Source organism: Lunatimonas salinarum, assembly GCF_017811155.1.
Lineage (GTDB): Bacteria > Bacteroidota > Bacteroidia > Cytophagales > Cyclobacteriaceae > Lunatimonas > Lunatimonas salinarum.
Map to the genome: position 1 here is coordinate 134,188 of NZ_JACVCV010000012.1, position 19,670 is coordinate 153,857.

Sequence of the window (19,670 nt, forward strand, 5' to 3'; positions counted from 1 at the left end):
TTCTCTTCATTTTAAACGCAGAAAACATGGAATTTAATAATTATATCAAGGTATCCTGCAGGCTGATCGTGCTAATCTTTGCGTCAATGATTGGTCAGTCATGCGAGGAATTTCTAGAAAGAAATCCCACGACACAAATTTCAAGTCCCACCTTTTGGAAGAACCAAAAGGATGCGGATTTGGCACTTGCCGGTGTATATTCCCGTCTCAATGTAAATACGTTCAATTACGAGGGTGTGTATTCGCTCGATATCATGGCGGGCGATGCGAACGAGGGCGCACAGAGCTTAGGTGCAAGTTCTGTAGGATCCTTTGCACAGGGCAATATAGAAGCGGTTTCAGGGGGTCTGTTGGCCAATATTTACAACGAGTGCTACCGAGGCATTGGATCCTGTAATTTCTTCCTAGACAACATAGACCGGGTGGATATGCCCGAAAGTCTTCGAACAGTGTACAAGGCAGAGGTGCAGTTTCTCCGAGCGTTGTTTTACTTTAATTTAGTGGACTTTTACGGTGGCGTTCCCTTGTATACCAGGCCGGTAACCATAGAGGAAGCCTCTGTGCCGCAAAGCACCAAGGAGCAGGTAATTCAGCAAGTAATCACTGACCTGGACTTTGCCATAGCCAATCTGCCAAATACGGACTATAGCAGCAGCGGCCATGCAGTGAAGGGATCCGCATTGGCATTGAAGAGTCGGGTATTGTTGTTTATGTCAGACTGGGCGGGGGCCGCGGCAGCTGCCAAGCAAGTGATGGATGAAGGGAAGTTCAGCTTGTTTGACAATTTTAAGACGATGTTCCTAGCCGAGGGCCAAAACAACAACCCGGAGATTATGTTCTCCACAAGGTACCTGAACCCGGACAACTCCAGTCAACAGGACATCCGGTTGCTCTGGCATGGCATCTGGAATCCCCGGGCAGAATTGAGAGATGCATTCGAGTGTGTTGATGGGTTGTCAATCAGCGAATCGCCGCTTTATGATCCGACTGATTGGAAAAAAAATCGGGATCCCAGGCTGTTGGAAACGATCCGGGCATTCACTGATCCGGCGGTGAAGGCCTCCGGTGAAGAGGTGCCCTTCGCATGGAACGGCATTTCCCAGACAGGCCTTTCTCCGGTCAAAGGTGGCAATGTCGAGACGCTCCCGATCGATTATGCTACCCGCAGTGAGCAGGATTGGGTGTTGTTGCGGTATGCCGAAGTGCTGCTAAATTATGCGGAAGCCATAAACGAGGCGCAGGGCCCGAATCAAAGTGTCTACGATGCGGTTAATGAGGTTCGGGCAAGGCCTGGTGTAGAAATGCCCCCACTTCCTGCAGGTCTGACCCAAGAGCAAATGCGTGCCCGTATCCGCAATGAACGAAGGGTGGAATTTGCCTTTGAGGGTATGCGCTACCGGGATATCAAAAGATGGCGTACCGCAGAAGCATACATCAATACGTTGGTAGAACCAGGATCGGGTATTAAGCGGGTATTTGACCCATCGAAGCATTACCTTTTTCCATTTCCTCAATCAGAAATTGATATCAATCCGAACTTGGTGCAAAACCCAGGGTATTGATGCCTCAAAAAGAAAGGCTGTCTCAACCGAGACAGCCGTTTCTTTTGTGTTCCGTCAATTTGGTTGAGTTTACCAATGCATTTTTCGAAACTCAGACGGTGTCACATGGGTGTGCTTTTTAAAAACCCTCGTGAAGTAGGAAGTATTTTTGATGCCCGCTTGTTCCATGATCTCTGCCTGGGATAAGTCGGTCGTAAGGAGTAGCGCTCTTGCCTTTTCAATCCGCATGGCGATGATGTATTCATTTGGACACATGCCAAATACTGACTTGAAAGTTCGGGAAAAATGGTCGGTAGAAAGACAGGCCATTGCAGCCAGGTTTTCAACCGATATTTCCCTCTCCAGATTGGTTCGGATATATTGTATGATTGGCTGAAGTTTATACCGAAACAACTTGGTCGGCGAAACGGTATTCTCCACCTGAATAAAGTTTGATAACAGTTGCCCCATCAGGGAGGTGGTTTCCAAATGATGTTTCAGTGATTCATAACAAACAGGTTCCTCACACCAAGGTTTGCTTTGGTAAACCTCTGGGTCATGGTGCGGAATTTCCCGGTTGGGATTGATGTCTTTGAGCCGATTAAATATGCATTTCATAAAGTCGGATGCGTCAATTTCGGAATGGCATCCCATAATGTTAAATAGGTCTAGGCCATCCTTTAGGGTAAGGACAAAATGGACATAGATCATTTGAAGGCCTGGCTGAAAAAAGTAGGAGCAGGTAGTGAAGCTAGGGATCAGGTACATGCGGCTTTCACGGAGTTCTCGTGTGCCGTCACCTGTCAGCAGCTCTCCGTTGCCGTTTAGTACCAAATACATCCGGGAAAATGGACTGGTCACCTTCTGAAAGGATGCTGGTTTTTGAAAATGGTTTGTGCCTACATGCTTAAGCTTGAACTGCAAGGAACTACCAATCTTTTCGGAATACATAAACGATTCGGTTGGATGGTTGAAAGATTATTCTGTGTAATTGTTAACCTTAAAAATAAAGAATAATCTTTGTTTGACATATACCGATTATGTAATTAAAAGAATTAATTTAGCAATAGAAAGATGATCTAAAAGTATGGTGTTTGCTGCTCTAGTCTTTCAATTCATACCACTCAATATCCTTTAGGGGCACTCGTCGGAAATTAACGCCTTTATTTGCTTCCTCGGGGGCATAGTAGGTAGATAGGTAATCCAAGATAACCGCTTCTTGGCTTCCCAGCTCCCAAAGATTTTGGGTTTGCTGCATCCAGCGAATCATCTTTTCCCATCCTGCCCTATCTGCACGGTTTTGGATGATCAATTGAGCGGAATGGCAGGCAGTGCAGTGTGCGATCACTAAGCGCAACCCATCTCCCGCCAATAGCCCAGTGCCAACGTGCACACCGTCTACGACGCGGTCTTCAATCTGATCCAAGGGAATGGGAGCGTCGGCTGCTATATACTCCTCTTGGTTGGATACGGGTGACTGGATTAGAAAGTATCCGACCAAAACCATCAGTAAAATGGTAAATCCTATTAGGATAGATTGAAATTTCCGGTGCATTTGTCTTCTCATGGGTTAGGAAACTTTTACAGCGATGCGGTGACAGGCATTGTTGAGGTATCCTTTTGGGTTCCATCCCGGAGTCAGCATGGGTTGGGTTTTACCGGAATTGTCTGTTGCCCTAGCCCATACTTCGTAATATCCCTTTTTGGGAAAGCTTACGGTAGCATTGAAGTGCTGCCAGGCGAACCGGTTGGCCGCTTTCTCCAGTTGGCAAGGGTACCAAGTGGCACCGAAGTCAACGGAGTATTCTACTTTGGTAATGCTGTTCTCACCGGTCCATGCGTGGCCACGAATGCCAAGCGAATTCTTTTCTGGGATGATGGCGCCGGATTTCGGGTAGGTAAGCAGGGATTTTACCGGCATCTTTTCAATGATACACATGTTTTCGTTGGGCACATCGTCTCCCGGCTGCACAGGTTCACAAGGGATGGAGTAGGAGGGTGCTGCCATTTTTTCGCCATCGTGCACCCGGTCACGTACGGATAGGGCGGTTAGCCATTTGCCCGATACCGAAGCTGGAAAGCCTGAAGCGATAAGACGGAGTGGATGTCCATGCACCAACGGGATGTCCTTTCCATTCATCTGATAGGCAATGAGGGTCTCATTCTCCATGGCTTTTGCAATGGGGATACCACGAGAGATGACCTCTTTGTTGGTGTCCCGGCTCAAGTGCAGGTCTGCGGAGTGGTAGCCAACATATACCGCATTGGCATTTATCCCCACGTCCAAGAGTAGATCTTTGAGGCGAAAACCCGTCCATTCGGCACACGAAACGGCACCCACCTCCCATTGGTTGCCCTCTGCGGGGGGGTAGTATTCGGCACGACCATTTCCTCCACACTCAAGCACGAGTTGATACGTGTATTGGGCAAATTGACGTTTTAGTGCTGCCAGGCTATAGGTCTTTTCTTGATTTGCAGACTCACCTTTGACTGTCAGGGTCCAACTATCCAGGTCTATCTTTTCCGGTATCAGCCCGTTGTTTCTAATAAACATTTTGTCCGCGGGAGTGATGCGGTCATCCAGAAGATGGGCGGGTGATTCCACGTTCCAGGGCTGATTGTTCCGAACGATGAGATCTTTGTGCTTGCCGAATAGCGTCTGCGGGTCATTTACAATACCCAATGGGATGTAACCTGATGGAAGTGCATAGACAATATCAGCCCCAATCAGCGCGGCCATAGATCCTAGACTGGCCTTTTTGAGAAATGCCCGTCTATCTCGGGAGTTGGGTTGGTTCATTTTAGTGATCGTTATGTCAGCTATTAGGTTTTCAAATTAGGATTTTTTTCCATCTCTATCAACGACAAGTCAGCGGTTGGGTAAGGGTGCGCGGTTAAGCCCTGTTAACTTACCTGAAAATAGGCGTCCAATTCCCGTTCCATCTCGGATTTCTCCCGTAAATCTTTGAGGATTTTGCCCTTTTCCAGTAGGACGATGCGGTCACATATTTCGGTGACGTGGTTGAGATCATGGCTGGAGATCAGGAAGGTAATGTTTTGTGTTTCCTTTTCAGCTAAAATTAGCTTTTTGAGCCTAATCTGAGAGCTGGGATCGAGGTTTTGAAAGGGTTCATCCAGCATCACGGCTTCGGGGTTTCCCATCATTGCGGCCGCTATTCCAACTTTTTTCTGGTTACCTTTGGAGAGATCCCGGATGAATTTTTTCTTTTGCACCACTTCGCCGTTAAACAGATCTGCGAACTTTTCCATGTGATCCCTTAAGTCCTCCTTGGAAAGGCGGTAAATCTTTCGAAGCGCTTCAAAGTACTCGTCAGGGGTAAGGTAAGAGAGCAGCATATGCTCATCAAGAAAGGCTCCGATCTTGTATTTCCAATTTTCCGTTTGTGCGACTACTTCGCCGTCTATCGTGACCTCTCCTTCCGTGGCCCGCACGAGATCCAGGATGATTCTGAAAAAGGTGGTCTTTCCGGCCCCATTATTCCCTACCAGCCCAAAGCATTCGGATTTGGGGATGATTAGCGTCGGGATATCTAACACCGTAGCATCTTTGTAGGCCTTTTTCAGTGCATTTACTTGAATCATAGTTCCTGTCTAAATGATGATGAAATTTCGTAGCGGTTTTGCGATGCTTTTCGGATCGAGATTTGGGACAACTGGGGAAACGCCAAGATACCCATAATACCACAAACGCCGAGTGCCAAAAGACCCAGGTAATCCCCTCCGAAGTAGGCAACAGGCACAAATATCAGGTAGGGTGCCAATACCATGGGTACGATCATCAGAAATTGGGCGATACCTACCCCTTCGTAGTTGAACATGGCCCCCTTATTCAAATCCATCGGTTTGGGTTTCCAAAGTGCGAAGTAAACCACCAAGTGGATAGTGATCCCCAAGTTAAATAGAAAAGTGGCTAGGTGAATCCACAGAATATCCCACCCAAAATAGACATAAGGTACGGACAACAGAAAACAAATACAGGAAATGCCGACGAACAGTAAATACTTGCCTTTGATAAGTGACTCCAATCCATTGGGCTGATGTAAGAAAAAATCAAAAAACGCCGAGTTCCAGCTAAGAAAAAGCTGTCCGTACTGCAACATAAAGATACCGGTAATAAACATCCCCACAAAGATGAATAGGTAGGAAAAGCCCTCTTCTGACGTGTAGGCGGGGTTGATATAGAAGATCAATCCATATAAGAGGAAAAAGACACAAAGCGTTAGGTAGGTTCGGCTTTTTTTATGTCGGAGGATCAGTTTCCATTCTAAATCGGCCATTTCACCTGCGAGTCCAAATCTAGATAAGAAACCCAGCGAACCACTCTGAATCTGTAACGAGTCCGGTTCGGACAGGTCCTCGAGGTAGGCATTTTGTCGGTAATAGGCAAAGCAAAGGAAATAACTGCAAACCAGCACCACCCCTAGCAGTACTACGGGAACCGCATGTTCCAGTGCAAAGGTAAAGACCGGTTCAAAAAAGGATCCTAGGTCAAACCAACCCATGTAGGCCCCGGCAGATCCAAGTAACATAATGCCGGCCAATACAAATACGACCAAAAAGCTGTCTTCAAACCGCTGCTTAAACCAAAGCATCATCCAATGGATAGTCCAACTGGTAAACAGGACAGATCCCAGCCAAACGGTTGCTGCTAGGGAACCGTAAACAGGGAGAATTTCCATCACGGTAAATGGCCCAAACAGTAAGAGGGGGATCAGGGTTAAGGGCGAAATGAAAGACGATAGGAGTAGATAGTGGATGATCCTCGATCGGGGAATGGGCAAATGGAGGTACTGTTCCAGCGAAAAGACCGGTAACTGTTGGATAAAATAGCGGAAGATAATCTCAAATATGAAATAATAGACCAGGTAGCTGTTTAAAAACTCGGTGTTAGACGGAGGGGCAAAAAGGGATGCAATCAGGTATTTTAGCGCTACCCCTAACAGAATCAGATAGGCAACCAGCAAAATACCCAAAAGACCAATAAAAATTCCAATGGCGATACTTCTGGCGAAGGATGTGGATCGGATCCGCTTGCGGAATTCGAGTTGGATAAATAGGTTGGTCATGAAGTGGGTAAATTGACGATCTCACCTCCACAGGCGGAGGCTTGTTATTGAATGGCTCAAATTAATAAAAAAATTGGCCTTGTCGTAATTTTGACGGACTCAATCGTAGATTTTTAGGCCGATACCATTCCTGATCACAGAGAATAAGAGTAAAGAGAATGGAAAGCACTGATGTATAAAAAGCGCAAATGGCAGCATCTGACATAAATAAGGCAAGGTCTTTAGGCATAAAAACAAACTCACTTTTTTTCAATTACTAAAGACCGGGAAAAACGCTAATTCTGAGGATAGGTAAGTTCTTGTCACCACACACATTAAATACGTTACTTTTAGAGGTGCTTCATTTTTTTAGCAAATCATGGAAATAGGTCTGCTATGTCTACCTCAATCAATTGCAAAAAATGATTAAAAGGACCGGAGTGAGTGCGAGGGAGATTTTACCGAGGTACACTACCCAAATATAGTTGTTGGCCAATCTGGCCCGTTTGCATCGAAATTCCGGCCCTAAATGAAAACACACGTCTTACCGAAGCCTGAAAGAAGGAAATCGATGGATGGCTAGTGGCTTGGCTGGAATTCTCCGCATTGCCGTTTCCCTGGATAAGACATAGAATCAATGGGTGGAAAATGTCTATTGCCTGCCTCAAGGGGATATGCTGACCAGCCGTTTGTTTGGAGAGGGCAACATGGATTTGAACCTTTGGGAGGCACAGCGATTTTCCGATGTGCTTCAAACGTTTATCAAGCTTCCGGTAGAAATTACAAAGGGATAATCTGATCCCGTAGGCTAGTGGCCAAAGGCGGCCTTTTGGAAATGGTGAAGAAAAAGGTCGTTTCTTTTCCTTCTTGCGATTCAAGCCAAACCCGTCCGCCTAGCAGTTCTACCGTCTTTTTTACGATGGCCAGGCCAATGCCATTTCCGGCGTATTCGTCTTTATTATGGAGGCGCTGGAACAGGATAAAAATCTTGTCGAAGTATTCGGAGGAAATCCCAATTCCATTATCAGACACGCTGAAAAGCCATTCGGAGTCCAACTCTTTACCGGTAATTCGGATAATGGGTGGTGTTCCGGTGCGTTTATACTTTACAGAGTTTCCTATGAGGTTCTGGAAGATCTGCATTACAGGCGTTTCATAGGAGTAAATATTCGGCAGCTTGCCCAATTCAACGTGCCCGCCTAATTCCTGCAATTTCTTTTTAACGGGCTTTATCAAGTTTCCAATTAGCTCATTTAGGTCTAGATTTTCGATGGTTCCCAGTTCCCGGCCCACCCGTGAAAATTCCAATAGGTCAATGATGATTTGCTTCATCCGGGTGGCCCCATCAATCGCAAAATCAATGTATTGTTTTGCCTTTCCGTCGAATTTGTCGCCATATCGCTTGTTTAAAAGGCCCATAAATCCGGTTATCATCCGAAGAGGTTCCTGTAGGTCATGGGAAGCAATGTAGGCGAATTGTTCTAGTTCTTCATTGGACAGCGCCAAGTCATAGACGGTTTTTTCCAGGGCTTTGTTGATACGTTTAAGCTCCTGTTCCGCGAGTTTTTTTTCATGGATATCCTGTATACTTCCATAGATGCGTGTGCATTTACCGTCTTCAAAGACAGGGTTTCCAATGGATTGCACCCATTTTTCTTTTCCGGTTCCCGTCACCGCCAACGATTCGATGGTGTACTTTTTATTTTGTTCAATTGCCATCCTAAAAGCCTCCTGCACCTCTGTCAGGCTTTCATCCCGGTAAAAGGTCATGACATTCTCCAGGTTTGGCTTGAAGTCATACGGTACCTCAAAGATTTCGCAGGTGGTTGGAGTCCAGTGAATCGTGTTTTGGATGAAATTGATCTCCCATCCCCCCACTTTGGACATATTGGAGGCAGAATCAAGTAGCTCTTTTATTTTTTTGATTTCAGAAACATCCTTTACGGTGCCTACGACTCGGAGCGCCTCTCCGTGCTCTCCCCGAATTATCACACCAGAATCTTCAACCCATCGGTATTCTCCGCTCGCATCCCGAAGTCGGTAGCTATGGTTCCAAGTGGTAGAATAGGTTTTATGGACGATATTGCCGTAGGCTGTCAGGGTTTCTTCTTTGTCTTTTCCATGCATTAAACTTTGGTACCAAGCCGTAGTCAGGGGTTCGTCATCGTCCACTGAATGCCCGAATATGCGAGCGAAATTTTTACCCAAGAAAAGTTCACCTGTGGCCGGAGTTACTTCGTAGATTACCTCCGAACTGGCTTCTGCAAGTACCTCGTACCGTTCGTTGATTTCCTTGATTTGCTTTTCCATTTGACTCCGACTGGTGATATCAATCCCTGAGCATTGAATCTCGATCGGCTGACTATTGGAATCTAGTAGGCAAACAAAATCCCACAGGGTGGTAACGACTTTTCCCGGGATTTTCGTGGGCTTATCCATCTCAACCTGAAATGCGCGCCCAGGTTCCTTTAAGCACTTCTGTACTACCTCGAAAACGGCGGCATGGTGGTAGTCGCAGATTGATTTTAAACAGGTCTCGCCTAGAATTCCTTCCGGATGCATCCATCCAAAGGTGTCCAGAAATTTTTTATTGGCATAAGTGTACCTACCCTCAAGATCCGTTTTGATTACATAGTTGCTATGAGATTCAAAGAACAAACGGTACCGTGCTTCACTTTGCTCTAATTTCAGCTGAAATTCCCACTGTTTGGTTACGTCCCTGGAATTGGTCAGAATACCTTTAAAAGCCTCATCGTCCACGAAATTCGTGAGGATCGTTTCCAACCATCGCCAGTTTCCAGAGGCATCTAAAAACCGATAGGGTTTTAGTTCTACTCGCTTGGCCGTTTCAATCTGCAGAAAACTATCATAGACCCATGGAAGGTCTTCTGGATGAACAAAATCAAATGCATTTTTACCTAACAAAAAGTCGGGTTCATACCCCATGATGTTCAAAGCAGTTCTACCGATAAAGGTCAGGTTTCCTGAAAGGTCAAGTACGGTAATGATGTCTCCACCTTCCTCTACAATGGCCCTGAATTTCCGCTCACTGGCAGCCATTGCTTTTTCGGCCTTTCTTGTGGCCGTAATGTCCAATCCGATTCCTATGATGCAGTTTTTACCATCAAACGTGAATTGAGATCCTTTAAAAAGAAAAACAATGTGCTTCCCTGTTTTGGTAATCAACGTCGCTTCTACAGTTGCTTCTCCTTTTGAAAAGGCGGACTGAATCTCTTTATTGACTTTTTCCTTTTCTTCGGGGGCAAAAAAATCGAGGGGATTCATGCTTTTGTATTCCTCTGCCGAGTATTCCGAATATTGGGTCATGGCATTATTTACCAATAGATGATTTCCAAATTCGTCAAACAAAAAAAACGGAATAGGGAGTTTATCGATCACCTCTTGCAGTTGATTCGCTTTTTCGCTTAGCTCATTTTCCACGGTTTCCTGGTGACAAATGGCAACTATTTGAGCAGCTTGGTCCGCCAAAAGTCCTAGGGCATTTTCTTGGTCCTTTTTTAGGCCCCTCGGTAGATAATTCCAAATGGTCAATGCACCGAGGAGCGCACCGGAGTTGGAAAAGAGTGGGAATGCTGCAAAGAAATGGAGCGGCGAAGGTGCACCATTTAAGGTAAGTTCTTTGTAATGTCGATCCGTTGCAATGTCCTCTATGATGACCGGACCTTGACCAAAAGGAACAGTGCCAGAACAAATCGGACAGGTAAAAGGTGATGGAAGATCAACTCCTACGGAAAAAATGCGAACACCACCTTTAACTAATATAGACAAAATTGCAATCGGCGCCTCTCCGATAAAAGCGGCCAATTCGGCGTTCTTTTTAAGGTCAATACGTGTGGAGGGGGGAGATTTTTCAGATTGCATATAGGGGGATGGGATCAATAAACTAGGTACTGGTTACTTTGGCAATAGCTTGCTAAAATGCGGGGTTAATATCGCTACAGAATTCCGTCCTACCAAATATCCTGAAGCTTATTCGAAGGTTGGGTTTCTCAATCCATTTGCGTAACAGCAGCGCTAGCCTTTTAGGTAGGAACATTTATATTCGCACCTGTTACATTTGGGGTATTGGATGCGACTAAGAAACGAATCATGATCGATAAGAAAAAAAAGGTATCTGACCAAGAAATCCTGAGGGCTATTCGTAGCAAAGAAAGAATTGAAGATGCTGTTTCATTTCTTTATAGGGAGTATTACGGGTTTTTGGAAAACTGTATCCGGCGGAAATCCGGCACTGCAGATGATGCGGCTGATATTATTCAGGAGACGTTTCTGGCCTTTATCGATATCGTATCCCATGGAAGGTACCGGGAGGAGGCGAGTGTGAAATCCTTACTTTACAGTATTGCAAACAACCTTTGGATATCGGAAATCCGAAAGCGCATAAGTAGGGAACGCCGAAATGCCGCTTTTGATCAAGAGCAGGATGTGCAGCAAGAGGACATCAGTCATCATATGGAAGCATTTGAAAACAAAAAGCGGATCATCGACCTCTTTTCTTCGCTGGGGGAGGCTTGCAGGGACCTTTTGTTGAAATTTTATTATATGGAGATGTCCATAAGGGAAATTATGCAAACGGGGTCGTTCTCAAGCGAGCAGGTGTTGCGAAATAAAAAGCATTTATGTTTGAAACGGCTCACTGACAGGGTGACGGCCGATTCAAATCTTTCAAGAAATATCAAGCAGGCATTACAAGATGAATGAGGAACGAGATTTACATGATGAGGTAGTGGCCTATGTAGAGGGCACCATGGAAAAAGCCGAGAGGCTTCGTTTTGAAGAAAGGATGAAGAGCGATCCCGGTATTCAAGAACTGATTGGTTTGACAAGGGTTTCCACGGAGGCGGTTGAATTGGCCGGGTACCGAGAGATTATTCAAAAGGTGCACGCTACCTATGCTAAGGACCGGCCCGGCGGCCAACGAAAGGGGCGCCTTGGTTTCTTTAGCATTGGGAATCGGCCGATTTTATCGGGCATTGCGGCCTCTGTGCTGCTTGTATTGGTGGTCGGCGCCGGGGTGCTGTTTGATGCCAAGTGGCATTTGGCCGATAGAAAATATGACTTGTACCAAATTCCTGTCGACAGATCTACCGAGGTGTCCGGAGACGAATGGAAGCGCCTTTTTTCCAGTGAAAAGTGGGGTACACTTGCCGGGTTAACTGGAGAAGCATCCACGCCCCTAGAAATGTTCTTTGTGGCTTATGCGCATTATCGGCTGGAGCACTTTGAAGAGTCAGCGAGGATTTTCAAAGAGGTGGTTTCCCTGGGAACAAAAATAAGCAACCGCCCCTTTGTGGAGGAGTCGGAATATTTTTTGGCACTGAGCTTGTGGAAAGGTGGGGAATATCAGGAGGCGTCAGAGCAAATCAACCAAATTAGGCAGCAATCATCCCACAATTATTCCGGAAGATTCTCCCGTTGGGACATGACCCGACTTAGCCTGTTGGGATTTTTTTCAAAAAAAAATCAGCAGGTCGGTTACAAATCGATAGAGGACTCCGACTAAAAGTAACAAAACAAACATTTAAACAAACTTGACTATGAAATTTTCAATGAGCTATGTTGTGGGGGCCTTGGCGCTTCTTATGGGGTGTAATCCGGAAGAAAACCTGCCCGCATTGGGCGAAGGGGACGGTCGACTGGGATTGGCTTTTGCACTGAACACAAGCACGCAAGCCAATGCAAGGGTCATGCAGGACCGCATTCAGATAGAAAGAGGTTATATCCAAATTGAAGAGCTTGAGCTTGAATTGGATGGAAGGGATGAAAACGGTGATTTTGAGCGGGAGATGGAAATTGATTTTCCTCAGCCCAAAAAAATTGAATTTGACCGGTTTGATACTTCTGAGGACTTCTTTATCCAAATACCGGAAGGGGAGTACGATGAAATAGAACTCAGTCTTGACCTGATAGATTATCGAAGTGAGCCGTCGATTTATATGGAGGGAATAGCTTCCGATGGAGACGGCACCACCTATCAGTTGATCTTTGAGTACTATAACGACGAAATTGAGTTTGAACTGGAAATTGAAGCCGACGATGACCGGTATTTTAGGGTAGACCAGACCAATAACCCCTTGATATTATTTGAGTTAAATCCAGACAGTTGGTTTGGGGTGGTTTCAACTTCTGATATTCAAAATGCTGAAAAGCGGGATGGAATCATTTACCTAAACCCCCAAGAGAACAGGGCCTTGTTTCGCAGAGTAGCATCAAAGATCGAAGAAGCCGTAGATGTGGAAATAGAAATCAATTGATCGGTGGCTTAATTACCCCTGGGTTCACTCCGATTATCGGAGTGGGCCTTTTTTTGTTATAGAGGTACAGGAACGCGAATAATCCCGCAGCTAAGAGGGAAATAAAGAGGTAGGTCAGGCTAGTCTGATGGATTTTAGCCGGGCTGCCTACATACACAAAGGATGCCCAAAACCTTGGGTGCCGGTATTGCGCCATTTTTGGGTCTTGCAGTAGGGCCAATTTAGCGAGATTCAGTGCTTCTGAAAATTCCCGGCCACTTTTGGCATGCCGGTAAAAGGCCTCCGAAAGGTAAGCAGCTACTTCGTCTGATGTCTCCCATTGAGAAGTAATGATATTGGAGATGCCTGAATATGCAAAGGCACGTGTAAGGCCGATTATCCCTTCAGTCAAAGAAATGCCGCCGGAATGGGAATGGCACGAGCTAAGAAAGACAAGCTTACTGCCCGATAAATTGTACCGCATTATTTCATCTAAATATAGCTTGTAGTTTTCATTTTCAGGATAAAAAGCAATAAACGTTTGCGAGGGGTCCGCTTCATGGATTTCACCATGGGTGGCTAAATGAATGATGGGATACTTGGGTGACTCCAGCAAAAAGCGGTCTTTGGTAGCTTGTGAGGAAGCAATGGGTGTTTTGGATAATCCGCTGATTTCCTTACTTGAAAATGGAAGCGCCTCAAATCCCGTAACAACCCCGATGGTATCGGCCTGGGTAAACGGGGCCATTGCCAGGATTTTTCCAAAATCCGATTTTTCAAAGTCATTTTGTACAAGAAAACGTGCGGAATAGGCGATGCTGGTAGCGAATCGCTCCAAAAGGTAAGTGCCATCCTCCAAAGGAAGCGCATCGAAAGGAATGCGAGATAGGAAGCTGTGCGGTATGATAATGAGGCGTTTTTTTCGCAGTGCAAAGTCTTTCCCAAACAAGGTGTTAGATAGCCTTTTGGATTCTTCGGAGGGAACGAATTTGTCTCCAAGTTGCCAGGTATAGGCACTTTTTTCAAAACGATCCACCAGTTCGGGAAAGTGCTCCGGCAACGGCTGCGTTTGAAGCGTTAACCCAGCCTTGTCCAGTATGAATAAGTGTAGCTTATTGGCTGTCAGATAGAAAGATACCAAAGCGGTTTCGTTATCGAGGATGTTTTTTTGCAGGTGGGCTTGGTTTATCAAGCTACTGCTAAGCTTGAATTCAAGATAGTCAGGGTTTTTATTGAGTTCTTCAAAAAGCCTGGAGAGGAGTACTTGCTGGTTAAGCAGCTCGATTTGGAGATGTTCAAGCTCCTTCCCATCCGTCACCCGATTTATTTGCGAAAGTATCCGCGCAATCTGGGTATTTGCTTCCTTTTGCCTACCGAGTAGGTTTTGCAGCTTTAGGGAGCTGGTTCGGAAGGTGTTTTCAAGGCTTCCTAAGGTCAGGCTGATGGATTTACTGTCTTCTACATACGCAAAGGCAGTCTCTAAAAAACGCTTGTCAGACGTGCTTTGATACTTCTCCAGAAGCTGTTCAACGGCTTGCTGATAGGCCGGCATCACGGATTCTCCTAGAAAAATTCTCGCTTCATCGTTGTCATAGATGGATCCTAAGTACCGAACTCGATTAAAGATGGATTCGTAGGTTTGCATTGCGGCATTCCATGCCTGCTCATTGCCGGATTCGTCTGCCAGGTTTGCCAGTGCATTTGCTTTACCTACAAATGTCTCGAACATCGTAAGGGTGGCAAAGCTGAGACCCTTTTCGTCGGGATTTTCGAAGAGGTCTGCCTTAACGAAACCTGGATTAAAATGCTGTAAGGCAGTATGAAAGGCTGAAAGGGCTTCCCTCCAGTCGCCTTCCTGCGCGGCAATATCCCCCAAGAGTTGGAAGCTCTTGCCTAAGCGGAAATCGGCATCGGGTTGGGACGATTTTATTGAATCCCTAAAATCCAAATATCCTTTGATCAATTTTTTGGCACCGGCTAGGTCTCCCCTCATCGCTGCAATTTCAGCTTGTTGGTTAAGGTAACCAAGGCTTGTTTTGAATGCATCTTCAGTGATTTTTTCAAGAAAGTAGGCAGCTGAATCGGCCTGTCGTTTCTCCAGGTAAATATCGGTCAGGTGGAGATGAAGCTCGTCGTTACGGATATTTAACGGGATCAAGGATTGGAATATCGCTGCGGCACTGTCTAATTTGTTTAGTTTGGCCAGTGAGGAGCCAATATTGTTCATAAAGGAATGGTGGGCAAACACATAGGCCGGGTCTGAGTGGTCCATTTCCCGGCCAATGAGTTCATCAGCAAGCAGAAAATAATTAATCGCTTGTCGGAAGTTCCCTGTTTCAAAATACAACACGCCTAGGGCGTTGTACAACCTGGGAACTTCGGAAAAGCTATCCTTTTTCCGGTAGAGTTGCTCTGCCCCCTTCAAGAAGAAGGAAGCACTGTCCAGTTTGTTGGTACGATAGTAGGTTTCTCCTAAATACAGATTTATTTGAAAAAACAGGGAGTCTGTTTCTGCTGTTTGAAAAACCAGCGAATTTCGAAGTGTACGTATTGCCGAATCGTAGGCCCCTTTTTCAATACGCAACACGCCGAGGTTTTTGTGAATCTGAATTTGCATTGCCAAGCTTAGCCCATTCGAATCCTCCAATGCCTTGGTGTAGTGGTATATAGCTAGACTATCTGTGTAGTCAGAGGGAGAGTCCGCATTAAAATAAGCGTCTGCCAATGCCATATGATCGGTACGGGGGGACGTATTTTGTGTCAGGGCAGGAAAAAGAAAGGCTACGAGTAAACCAAGTGTCAGCAATCCCTTCATGCGGGAAAGATACTATTTTTCGGCAGGAATTTTTACCTAAACCGGGCTACAATTACCAAATAGGGTGGTCGAGGTCGCCGGTTGGAGATCGGTACACGGAATCTCCGCAAGGATTCGTCCATGGTCGGTAATCCCAGCAGCGAGCTTCTCTTGTCCTCAATTTCATCGATAAGTTCTTGAGGAACATCTGCCATAGTTTCATAATAAAACAGCCGGATACCCAACTGGTTAAGCGCTCCCATGCTTCCATCCGAAATACGGTAATATAGGGTGAAATCTTTGGTTGCGCCATTCGCTGGATTTATTCCAAATACCTCGTTTTCCAGTGTTTCCTGAAGGTCAATCGATCCGTTTCCCTGATCCACAGAAATACCCAAATCGGCCAGGTTTGTTCCATCCGGGCCATCTACGTCAAATTCACAATCGTCGTCATCATCATCATCGTCGTCGTCATCATCGTCGTCATCATCGCAGGGAATTATTGCCGCGGCGGTTCCATTATAAACCGCCATCGCAAAGCGCTGACCCTGATCAAGTACAAAAACCTCGTCCAGGTAGTTGATGCCGCTGATGGTTAATTGGGTTGAGCAGGAAGGGGCTCCGTTTGTGGGAGAAAATTCGACCCGGTAGGTAAGCCCTGTTTCACTGGCATTGATGTCTATAGCACCGGTGGTTGGATCTAATACCAATCCATCCGGGAAGGATGCAAAGCTGCCGGAAAGCTCTTCTGTAGGCAGTATCACATTGGACTCCTCGGAATTGATATAAAACAGGGTATCCCCGTATGTGAAAAAATCACAGTCGAACGAGGTGCCCTGACTGCCGTTGTTAAATGTATCCACGCCTTCCTCGTCTACAGAACTGCCCAAACTTCCATCGTCTTCTACACAGGAAATCCAACATAATAGAGGCAGTAAGAGGTAAACAGAGGATGATCGCGTCAGCTTGTACATGATTTGGTAATTAGAACCCGCAAAATAGGAAACTTTAGTGAGTCTTCAACAGGATGATGGACTATACACTTGGTTGTTAGTCGCTACAGTCCTAGGAAATGTAACCGATTCCCCTTAATTATTTTGTCAAAAATTATTCCAAACTGAAAAATGAGCCTTTATTTCGCTGAGTGAAACGAAGGTAAACATGAATGAGCTACTGACACAAATACGAAATTGTAGCTACTGTGCAGCAGTGCTGCCCTTTGGCCCAAGACCTATCGTGCATCTGAGTGACCGCAGCTGAATCCTAATCAGTGGACACGCACCGGGAACCAAGGTGCATGCTTCTGGCATTCCTTGGGACGACCAAAGTGGCAAGGAGCTCAGAAGGTGGCTGGATGTGGATGCGGCGCAATCCTTGGTTTGAAGAGGAAGTAGTTCCTCACCTGTGCAAGAAAGTCTTTGACCTGCTTTATTAACCTTATTACACGCGGCTAATTATGTCTATTAAATAGACAAAGTGATTTTTCTGAGAGGTCGTTTGGTTCCAAAGAACCGTTGGTGTATATGTCTGTGGTGATGGTTTCCATTTTTGGGATTATCCGGGGAATTACGGGTTTTATTTTCGATTTTTGCACCCGAAAACAAATCCAACGGGAATGAAATACAGAGGAGCAGTGTACACCTGGTTGATGACGGGTTGCGTGATGGTTCTGATGATGGTAGTGGTTGGCGGTATCACCCGTCTTACCCAATCGGGCCTTTCCATGGTACGGTGGGAGCCAATAGTGGGTACCTTGCCGCCTCTCACTGCGGAAAAATGGCAGCAGGAATTTGAGGCCTATCAGGCAACGCCTGAATTTGAAGTTTACAACAGTCATTTTTCGTTAGCTGATTTTAAAAAGATTTATTTCTGGGAATATGTACACCGTTTACTGGGGCGCATCGTTGGTTTGGTGTTTATTTTTCCTGCACTTTTTTTCTGGTTAAAGGGTGCATTTAACGCCCGGATGAAGCGGCAGGTAATTATCATCTTTTTTGGAGGCCTATTTCAAGGGGTATTGGGATGGTACATGGTGATGAGTGGCCTGGTAGACCAGCCTCATGTAAGTCATTTTAGGCTCGCAGCCCATTTGTCCACTGCGCTCACGCTTGCCGCCTATATTTTCTGGGTATCGTTGGAATGGAAGCCATTCAAGACCGTGGAAGCAGAAGGGGTTCGCCGTCTGGGGGTTGGATTGATGGTTATCTTAGGTATTCAAATTGTCTATGGAGCCTTTGTCGCGGGGTTGAAGGCCGGCAAGATGTATAATACGTTTCCTAAAATGGGGAAAAATTGGTTTCCGACTGAATTGGGTGCGGCGTTTGACATACATGGGGTATTGGCGGTGGTGGATAATGGCATACCCATCCAATTGATTCACCGGTATCTTGCCTACTTGGTTGTAATAGGGGTCGTGTGGATCTGGTGGAAAATACGTAGTGCTTATCCCAAGCTTCGTTTTGCCGGAAATTTGTTACTAGGGTTGGTCACCCTTCAATTTTTGCTCGGTGTATTTACGCTGGTTTATGCAGTGCCTGTTTCCCTTGGGGTGTTACATCAGTTGGGCGCTGCTTTGTTGCTGCTGGGGCTTGTTTATTTGATCAAAAAAACCTCTATGGCGAAAGCGGCAGGGTAGCTTTTAATAAGTTTCCTGTCTCCTTGAATCAGCTATTGGCGATGGCAGGGATGTGCTCAAATCCGATTTTTAGGCAGCAATCTATCGATTACGTTGAATGCCAAGGAATTTTCCTTGCCGATATTCGATAGGGGAAATGGCAGGAAATTCCGAGGCTGATGTGTTTTTCTGCTTGGATTTTAGGAATGTGCTGAATGGCGCCCTGGTTGGAAGCTGTGCCATTCGGATGTTTTTAGAAATAGGAACATAATGTATGGCGAAAATGACCTAATATTAAGCGAAAATATTGGTGGATTTTGTGGCTATGCAGATAATGCACTATCTTAAAGCGTTTCTTTCAGATTCCCCTTGATTATTGCGTATTCGATATGATAAAAAAGTTTATTAGTGCTTGCCTATTCCTTTGCTCTTTTGGGTTATCCTTTGGTCAGGCGCTGCCCACCGGCCATTCAGCTGACTTCCGTGTCAAAACGTGCCTTCACTCCATTGGCTACTCCGGCCTATGGCGGGGTCAGGCCGAATTATCAGTGGATGAGTTTTTGGTGAAGGCGAAGGAATTGGGCTATGATGGTGTTATGTTGATGGCCAAGGCACCGCACTTGTCGATTTTGGAATACGATAAAGAGGCCCGCCGGAAACTCAAAGCGAGGATTGAAGAGTTGGGTCTGACCTTGGTAGGACTTGCCGGCTATTCGGATTTTACCGCCGGCATAGACAAACCTGGTATTCCTCATCTGGAGATTCAGGCCGCTTATATTGGTCAACTGGCCGAACTGGCCAACGATCTTGGAACCAAAATGATCCGCGTTTTTACCGGTTACGAGCGCCCGGGTATACCTTACGACCGGCAGTATGCAATGGTTGTAGAGGGGTTGACCTTGGCAGGCAGGGAAGCCCAAAAGCACGGCGTAACCCTGGTGGTGCAAAACCACCACGATATCGCCATACACCACGATGCCATGTACTGGATGCTCCAGGAGATCAACCTGCCAAACGTGCTCTCAGGCTGGGATGCTTGGTCACCTACGCTAGAGGGACTATCCAAGGAAGAAATCAGAAACTCCGTGTTGAAGATGAAGCCGTTCTTGGCCAACACCATTTTGGCGGATTATGTGGCACTTCCCCGTTATCAATACGAACATGCCTTGACCAACTACCGGGAGGATAGACCGGTGATGCGTGCCACGGTGGTGGGAGAGGGGATCATCGATTACGACAATTTTATCGGTGCATTGAAGGAAATTGGGTATCAGGGCTACCTGGTATATGAGATGTGCGAGGTGTTGGAGGGTGGTGGTTCCATCGAAAACCTGGATGCCACCGCACGGAAGTTTTTGGAGTTTGTAAAGCGGTTTGAATAACTTGGCGTTAAGAAAGTGG

Annotated in this window: 16 protein-coding genes; 8 read left to right on the plus strand and 8 right to left on the minus strand. The window is 46.0% G+C overall.

Going from position 1 to position 19,670, the window contains the following annotated elements:
* Positions 1–26: 26 nt before the first annotated feature.
* Entirely contained in the window at positions 27–1,562 is a 1,536-nt protein-coding gene (locus tag IAQ59_RS15415) for a RagB/SusD family nutrient uptake outer membrane protein (RefSeq protein WP_209331725.1), read from the plus strand.
* A gap of 69 nt (positions 1,563–1,631) precedes the next feature.
* Here the strand turns inward: IAQ59_RS15415 and IAQ59_RS15420 are convergent, their stop codons facing one another.
* The 5 genes from IAQ59_RS15420 to IAQ59_RS15440 form a co-directional block, all read right to left on the minus strand.
* A complete protein-coding gene (locus IAQ59_RS15420) occupies positions 1,632–2,492 on the minus strand; it encodes a helix-turn-helix domain-containing protein (RefSeq protein ID WP_209331726.1) in 861 nt (286 codons plus the stop codon).
* A 151-nt stretch (positions 2,493–2,643) separates the two neighbouring features.
* Positions 2,644–3,108, minus strand: coding sequence for a hypothetical protein (locus tag IAQ59_RS15425; protein WP_209331727.1), 465 nt, complete (start codon positions 3,106–3,108; stop codon positions 2,644–2,646).
* A gap of 3 nt (positions 3,109–3,111) precedes the next feature.
* Positions 3,112–4,341 carry a sulfite oxidase gene (locus IAQ59_RS15430; RefSeq protein WP_209331728.1) on the minus strand — a complete coding sequence of 410 codons (1,230 nt, stop codon included), beginning with the start codon at positions 4,339–4,341 and terminating at the stop codon, positions 3,112–3,114.
* Between the two features lie 104 nt (positions 4,342–4,445).
* Positions 4,446–5,144, minus strand: coding sequence for an ABC transporter ATP-binding protein (locus tag IAQ59_RS15435; protein ID WP_209331729.1), 699 nt, complete (start codon positions 5,142–5,144; stop codon positions 4,446–4,448).
* On the minus strand, positions 5,141–6,628 hold the full coding sequence (locus IAQ59_RS15440; RefSeq protein WP_209331730.1) for a DUF5687 family protein: 1,488 nt from the start codon (positions 6,626–6,628) through the stop codon (positions 5,141–5,143). The genes IAQ59_RS15435 and IAQ59_RS15440 overlap by 4 nt, the downstream gene beginning before the upstream one ends.
* 620 nt (positions 6,629–7,248) lie before the next feature.
* Between IAQ59_RS15440 and IAQ59_RS15445 the strand changes: the two genes are divergently transcribed.
* Positions 7,249–7,401: a hypothetical protein gene (locus IAQ59_RS15445; RefSeq protein ID WP_209331731.1), complete on the plus strand. Its 153-nt coding sequence runs from the start codon at positions 7,249–7,251 to the stop codon at positions 7,399–7,401.
* Here the strand turns inward: IAQ59_RS15445 and IAQ59_RS15450 are convergent.
* Complete coding sequence (locus IAQ59_RS15450; RefSeq protein WP_209331732.1) at positions 7,388–10,489, minus strand: PAS domain S-box protein; 3,102 nt, start codon at positions 10,487–10,489, stop codon at positions 7,388–7,390. The two genes, IAQ59_RS15445 and IAQ59_RS15450, sit on opposite strands and share 14 nt — an antisense overlap.
* A 228-nt stretch (positions 10,490–10,717) precedes the next feature.
* On the opposite strand from IAQ59_RS15450, the gene IAQ59_RS15455 reads away from it, so the two are divergent.
* Genes IAQ59_RS15455 through IAQ59_RS15465 form a run of 3 tightly spaced genes read left to right on the plus strand, consistent with a single transcriptional unit; the run spans position 10,718 to position 12,882 of the window.
* Complete coding sequence (locus IAQ59_RS15455; protein ID WP_209331733.1) at positions 10,718–11,329, plus strand: RNA polymerase sigma factor; 612 nt, start codon at positions 10,718–10,720, stop codon at positions 11,327–11,329.
* Positions 11,322–12,131 carry a hypothetical protein gene (locus IAQ59_RS15460; protein ID WP_209331734.1) on the plus strand — a complete coding sequence of 270 codons (810 nt, stop codon included), beginning with the start codon at positions 11,322–11,324 and terminating at the stop codon, positions 12,129–12,131. The genes IAQ59_RS15455 and IAQ59_RS15460 overlap by 8 nt, the downstream gene beginning before the upstream one ends.
* A 34-nt stretch (positions 12,132–12,165) precedes the next feature.
* The gene (locus IAQ59_RS15465; protein WP_209331735.1) at positions 12,166–12,882 is read left to right on the plus strand and encodes a hypothetical protein; all 717 of its coding nucleotides are present in this window, start codon (positions 12,166–12,168) and stop codon (positions 12,880–12,882) included.
* Here IAQ59_RS15465 and IAQ59_RS15470 read toward each other — a convergent pair.
* Positions 12,875–15,676, minus strand: coding sequence for a CHAT domain-containing protein (locus IAQ59_RS15470; protein WP_209331736.1), 2,802 nt, complete (start codon positions 15,674–15,676; stop codon positions 12,875–12,877). The two genes, IAQ59_RS15465 and IAQ59_RS15470, sit on opposite strands and share 8 nt — an antisense overlap.
* Before the next feature lie 32 nt (positions 15,677–15,708).
* On the minus strand, positions 15,709–16,629 hold the full coding sequence (locus IAQ59_RS15475; RefSeq protein WP_209331737.1) for a hypothetical protein: 921 nt from the start codon (positions 16,627–16,629) through the stop codon (positions 15,709–15,711).
* 319 nt (positions 16,630–16,948) lie between these two features.
* On the opposite strand from IAQ59_RS15475, the gene IAQ59_RS22635 reads away from it, so the two are divergent.
* The 3 genes from IAQ59_RS22635 (at position 16,949) to IAQ59_RS15490 (ending at position 19,651) form a co-directional block, all read left to right on the plus strand.
* Positions 16,949–17,038 carry a hypothetical protein gene (locus IAQ59_RS22635; RefSeq protein ID WP_342450715.1) on the plus strand — a complete coding sequence of 30 codons (90 nt, stop codon included), beginning with the start codon at positions 16,949–16,951 and terminating at the stop codon, positions 17,036–17,038.
* Between the two features lie 232 nt (positions 17,039–17,270).
* Positions 17,271–18,290: a COX15/CtaA family protein gene (locus IAQ59_RS15485; protein ID WP_209331739.1), complete on the plus strand. Its 1,020-nt coding sequence runs from the start codon at positions 17,271–17,273 to the stop codon at positions 18,288–18,290.
* A gap of 368 nt (positions 18,291–18,658) precedes the next feature.
* A complete protein-coding gene (locus IAQ59_RS15490; protein ID WP_209331740.1) occupies positions 18,659–19,651 on the plus strand; it encodes a sugar phosphate isomerase/epimerase family protein in 993 nt (330 codons plus the stop codon).
* Positions 19,652–19,670 lie beyond the last annotated feature (19 nt).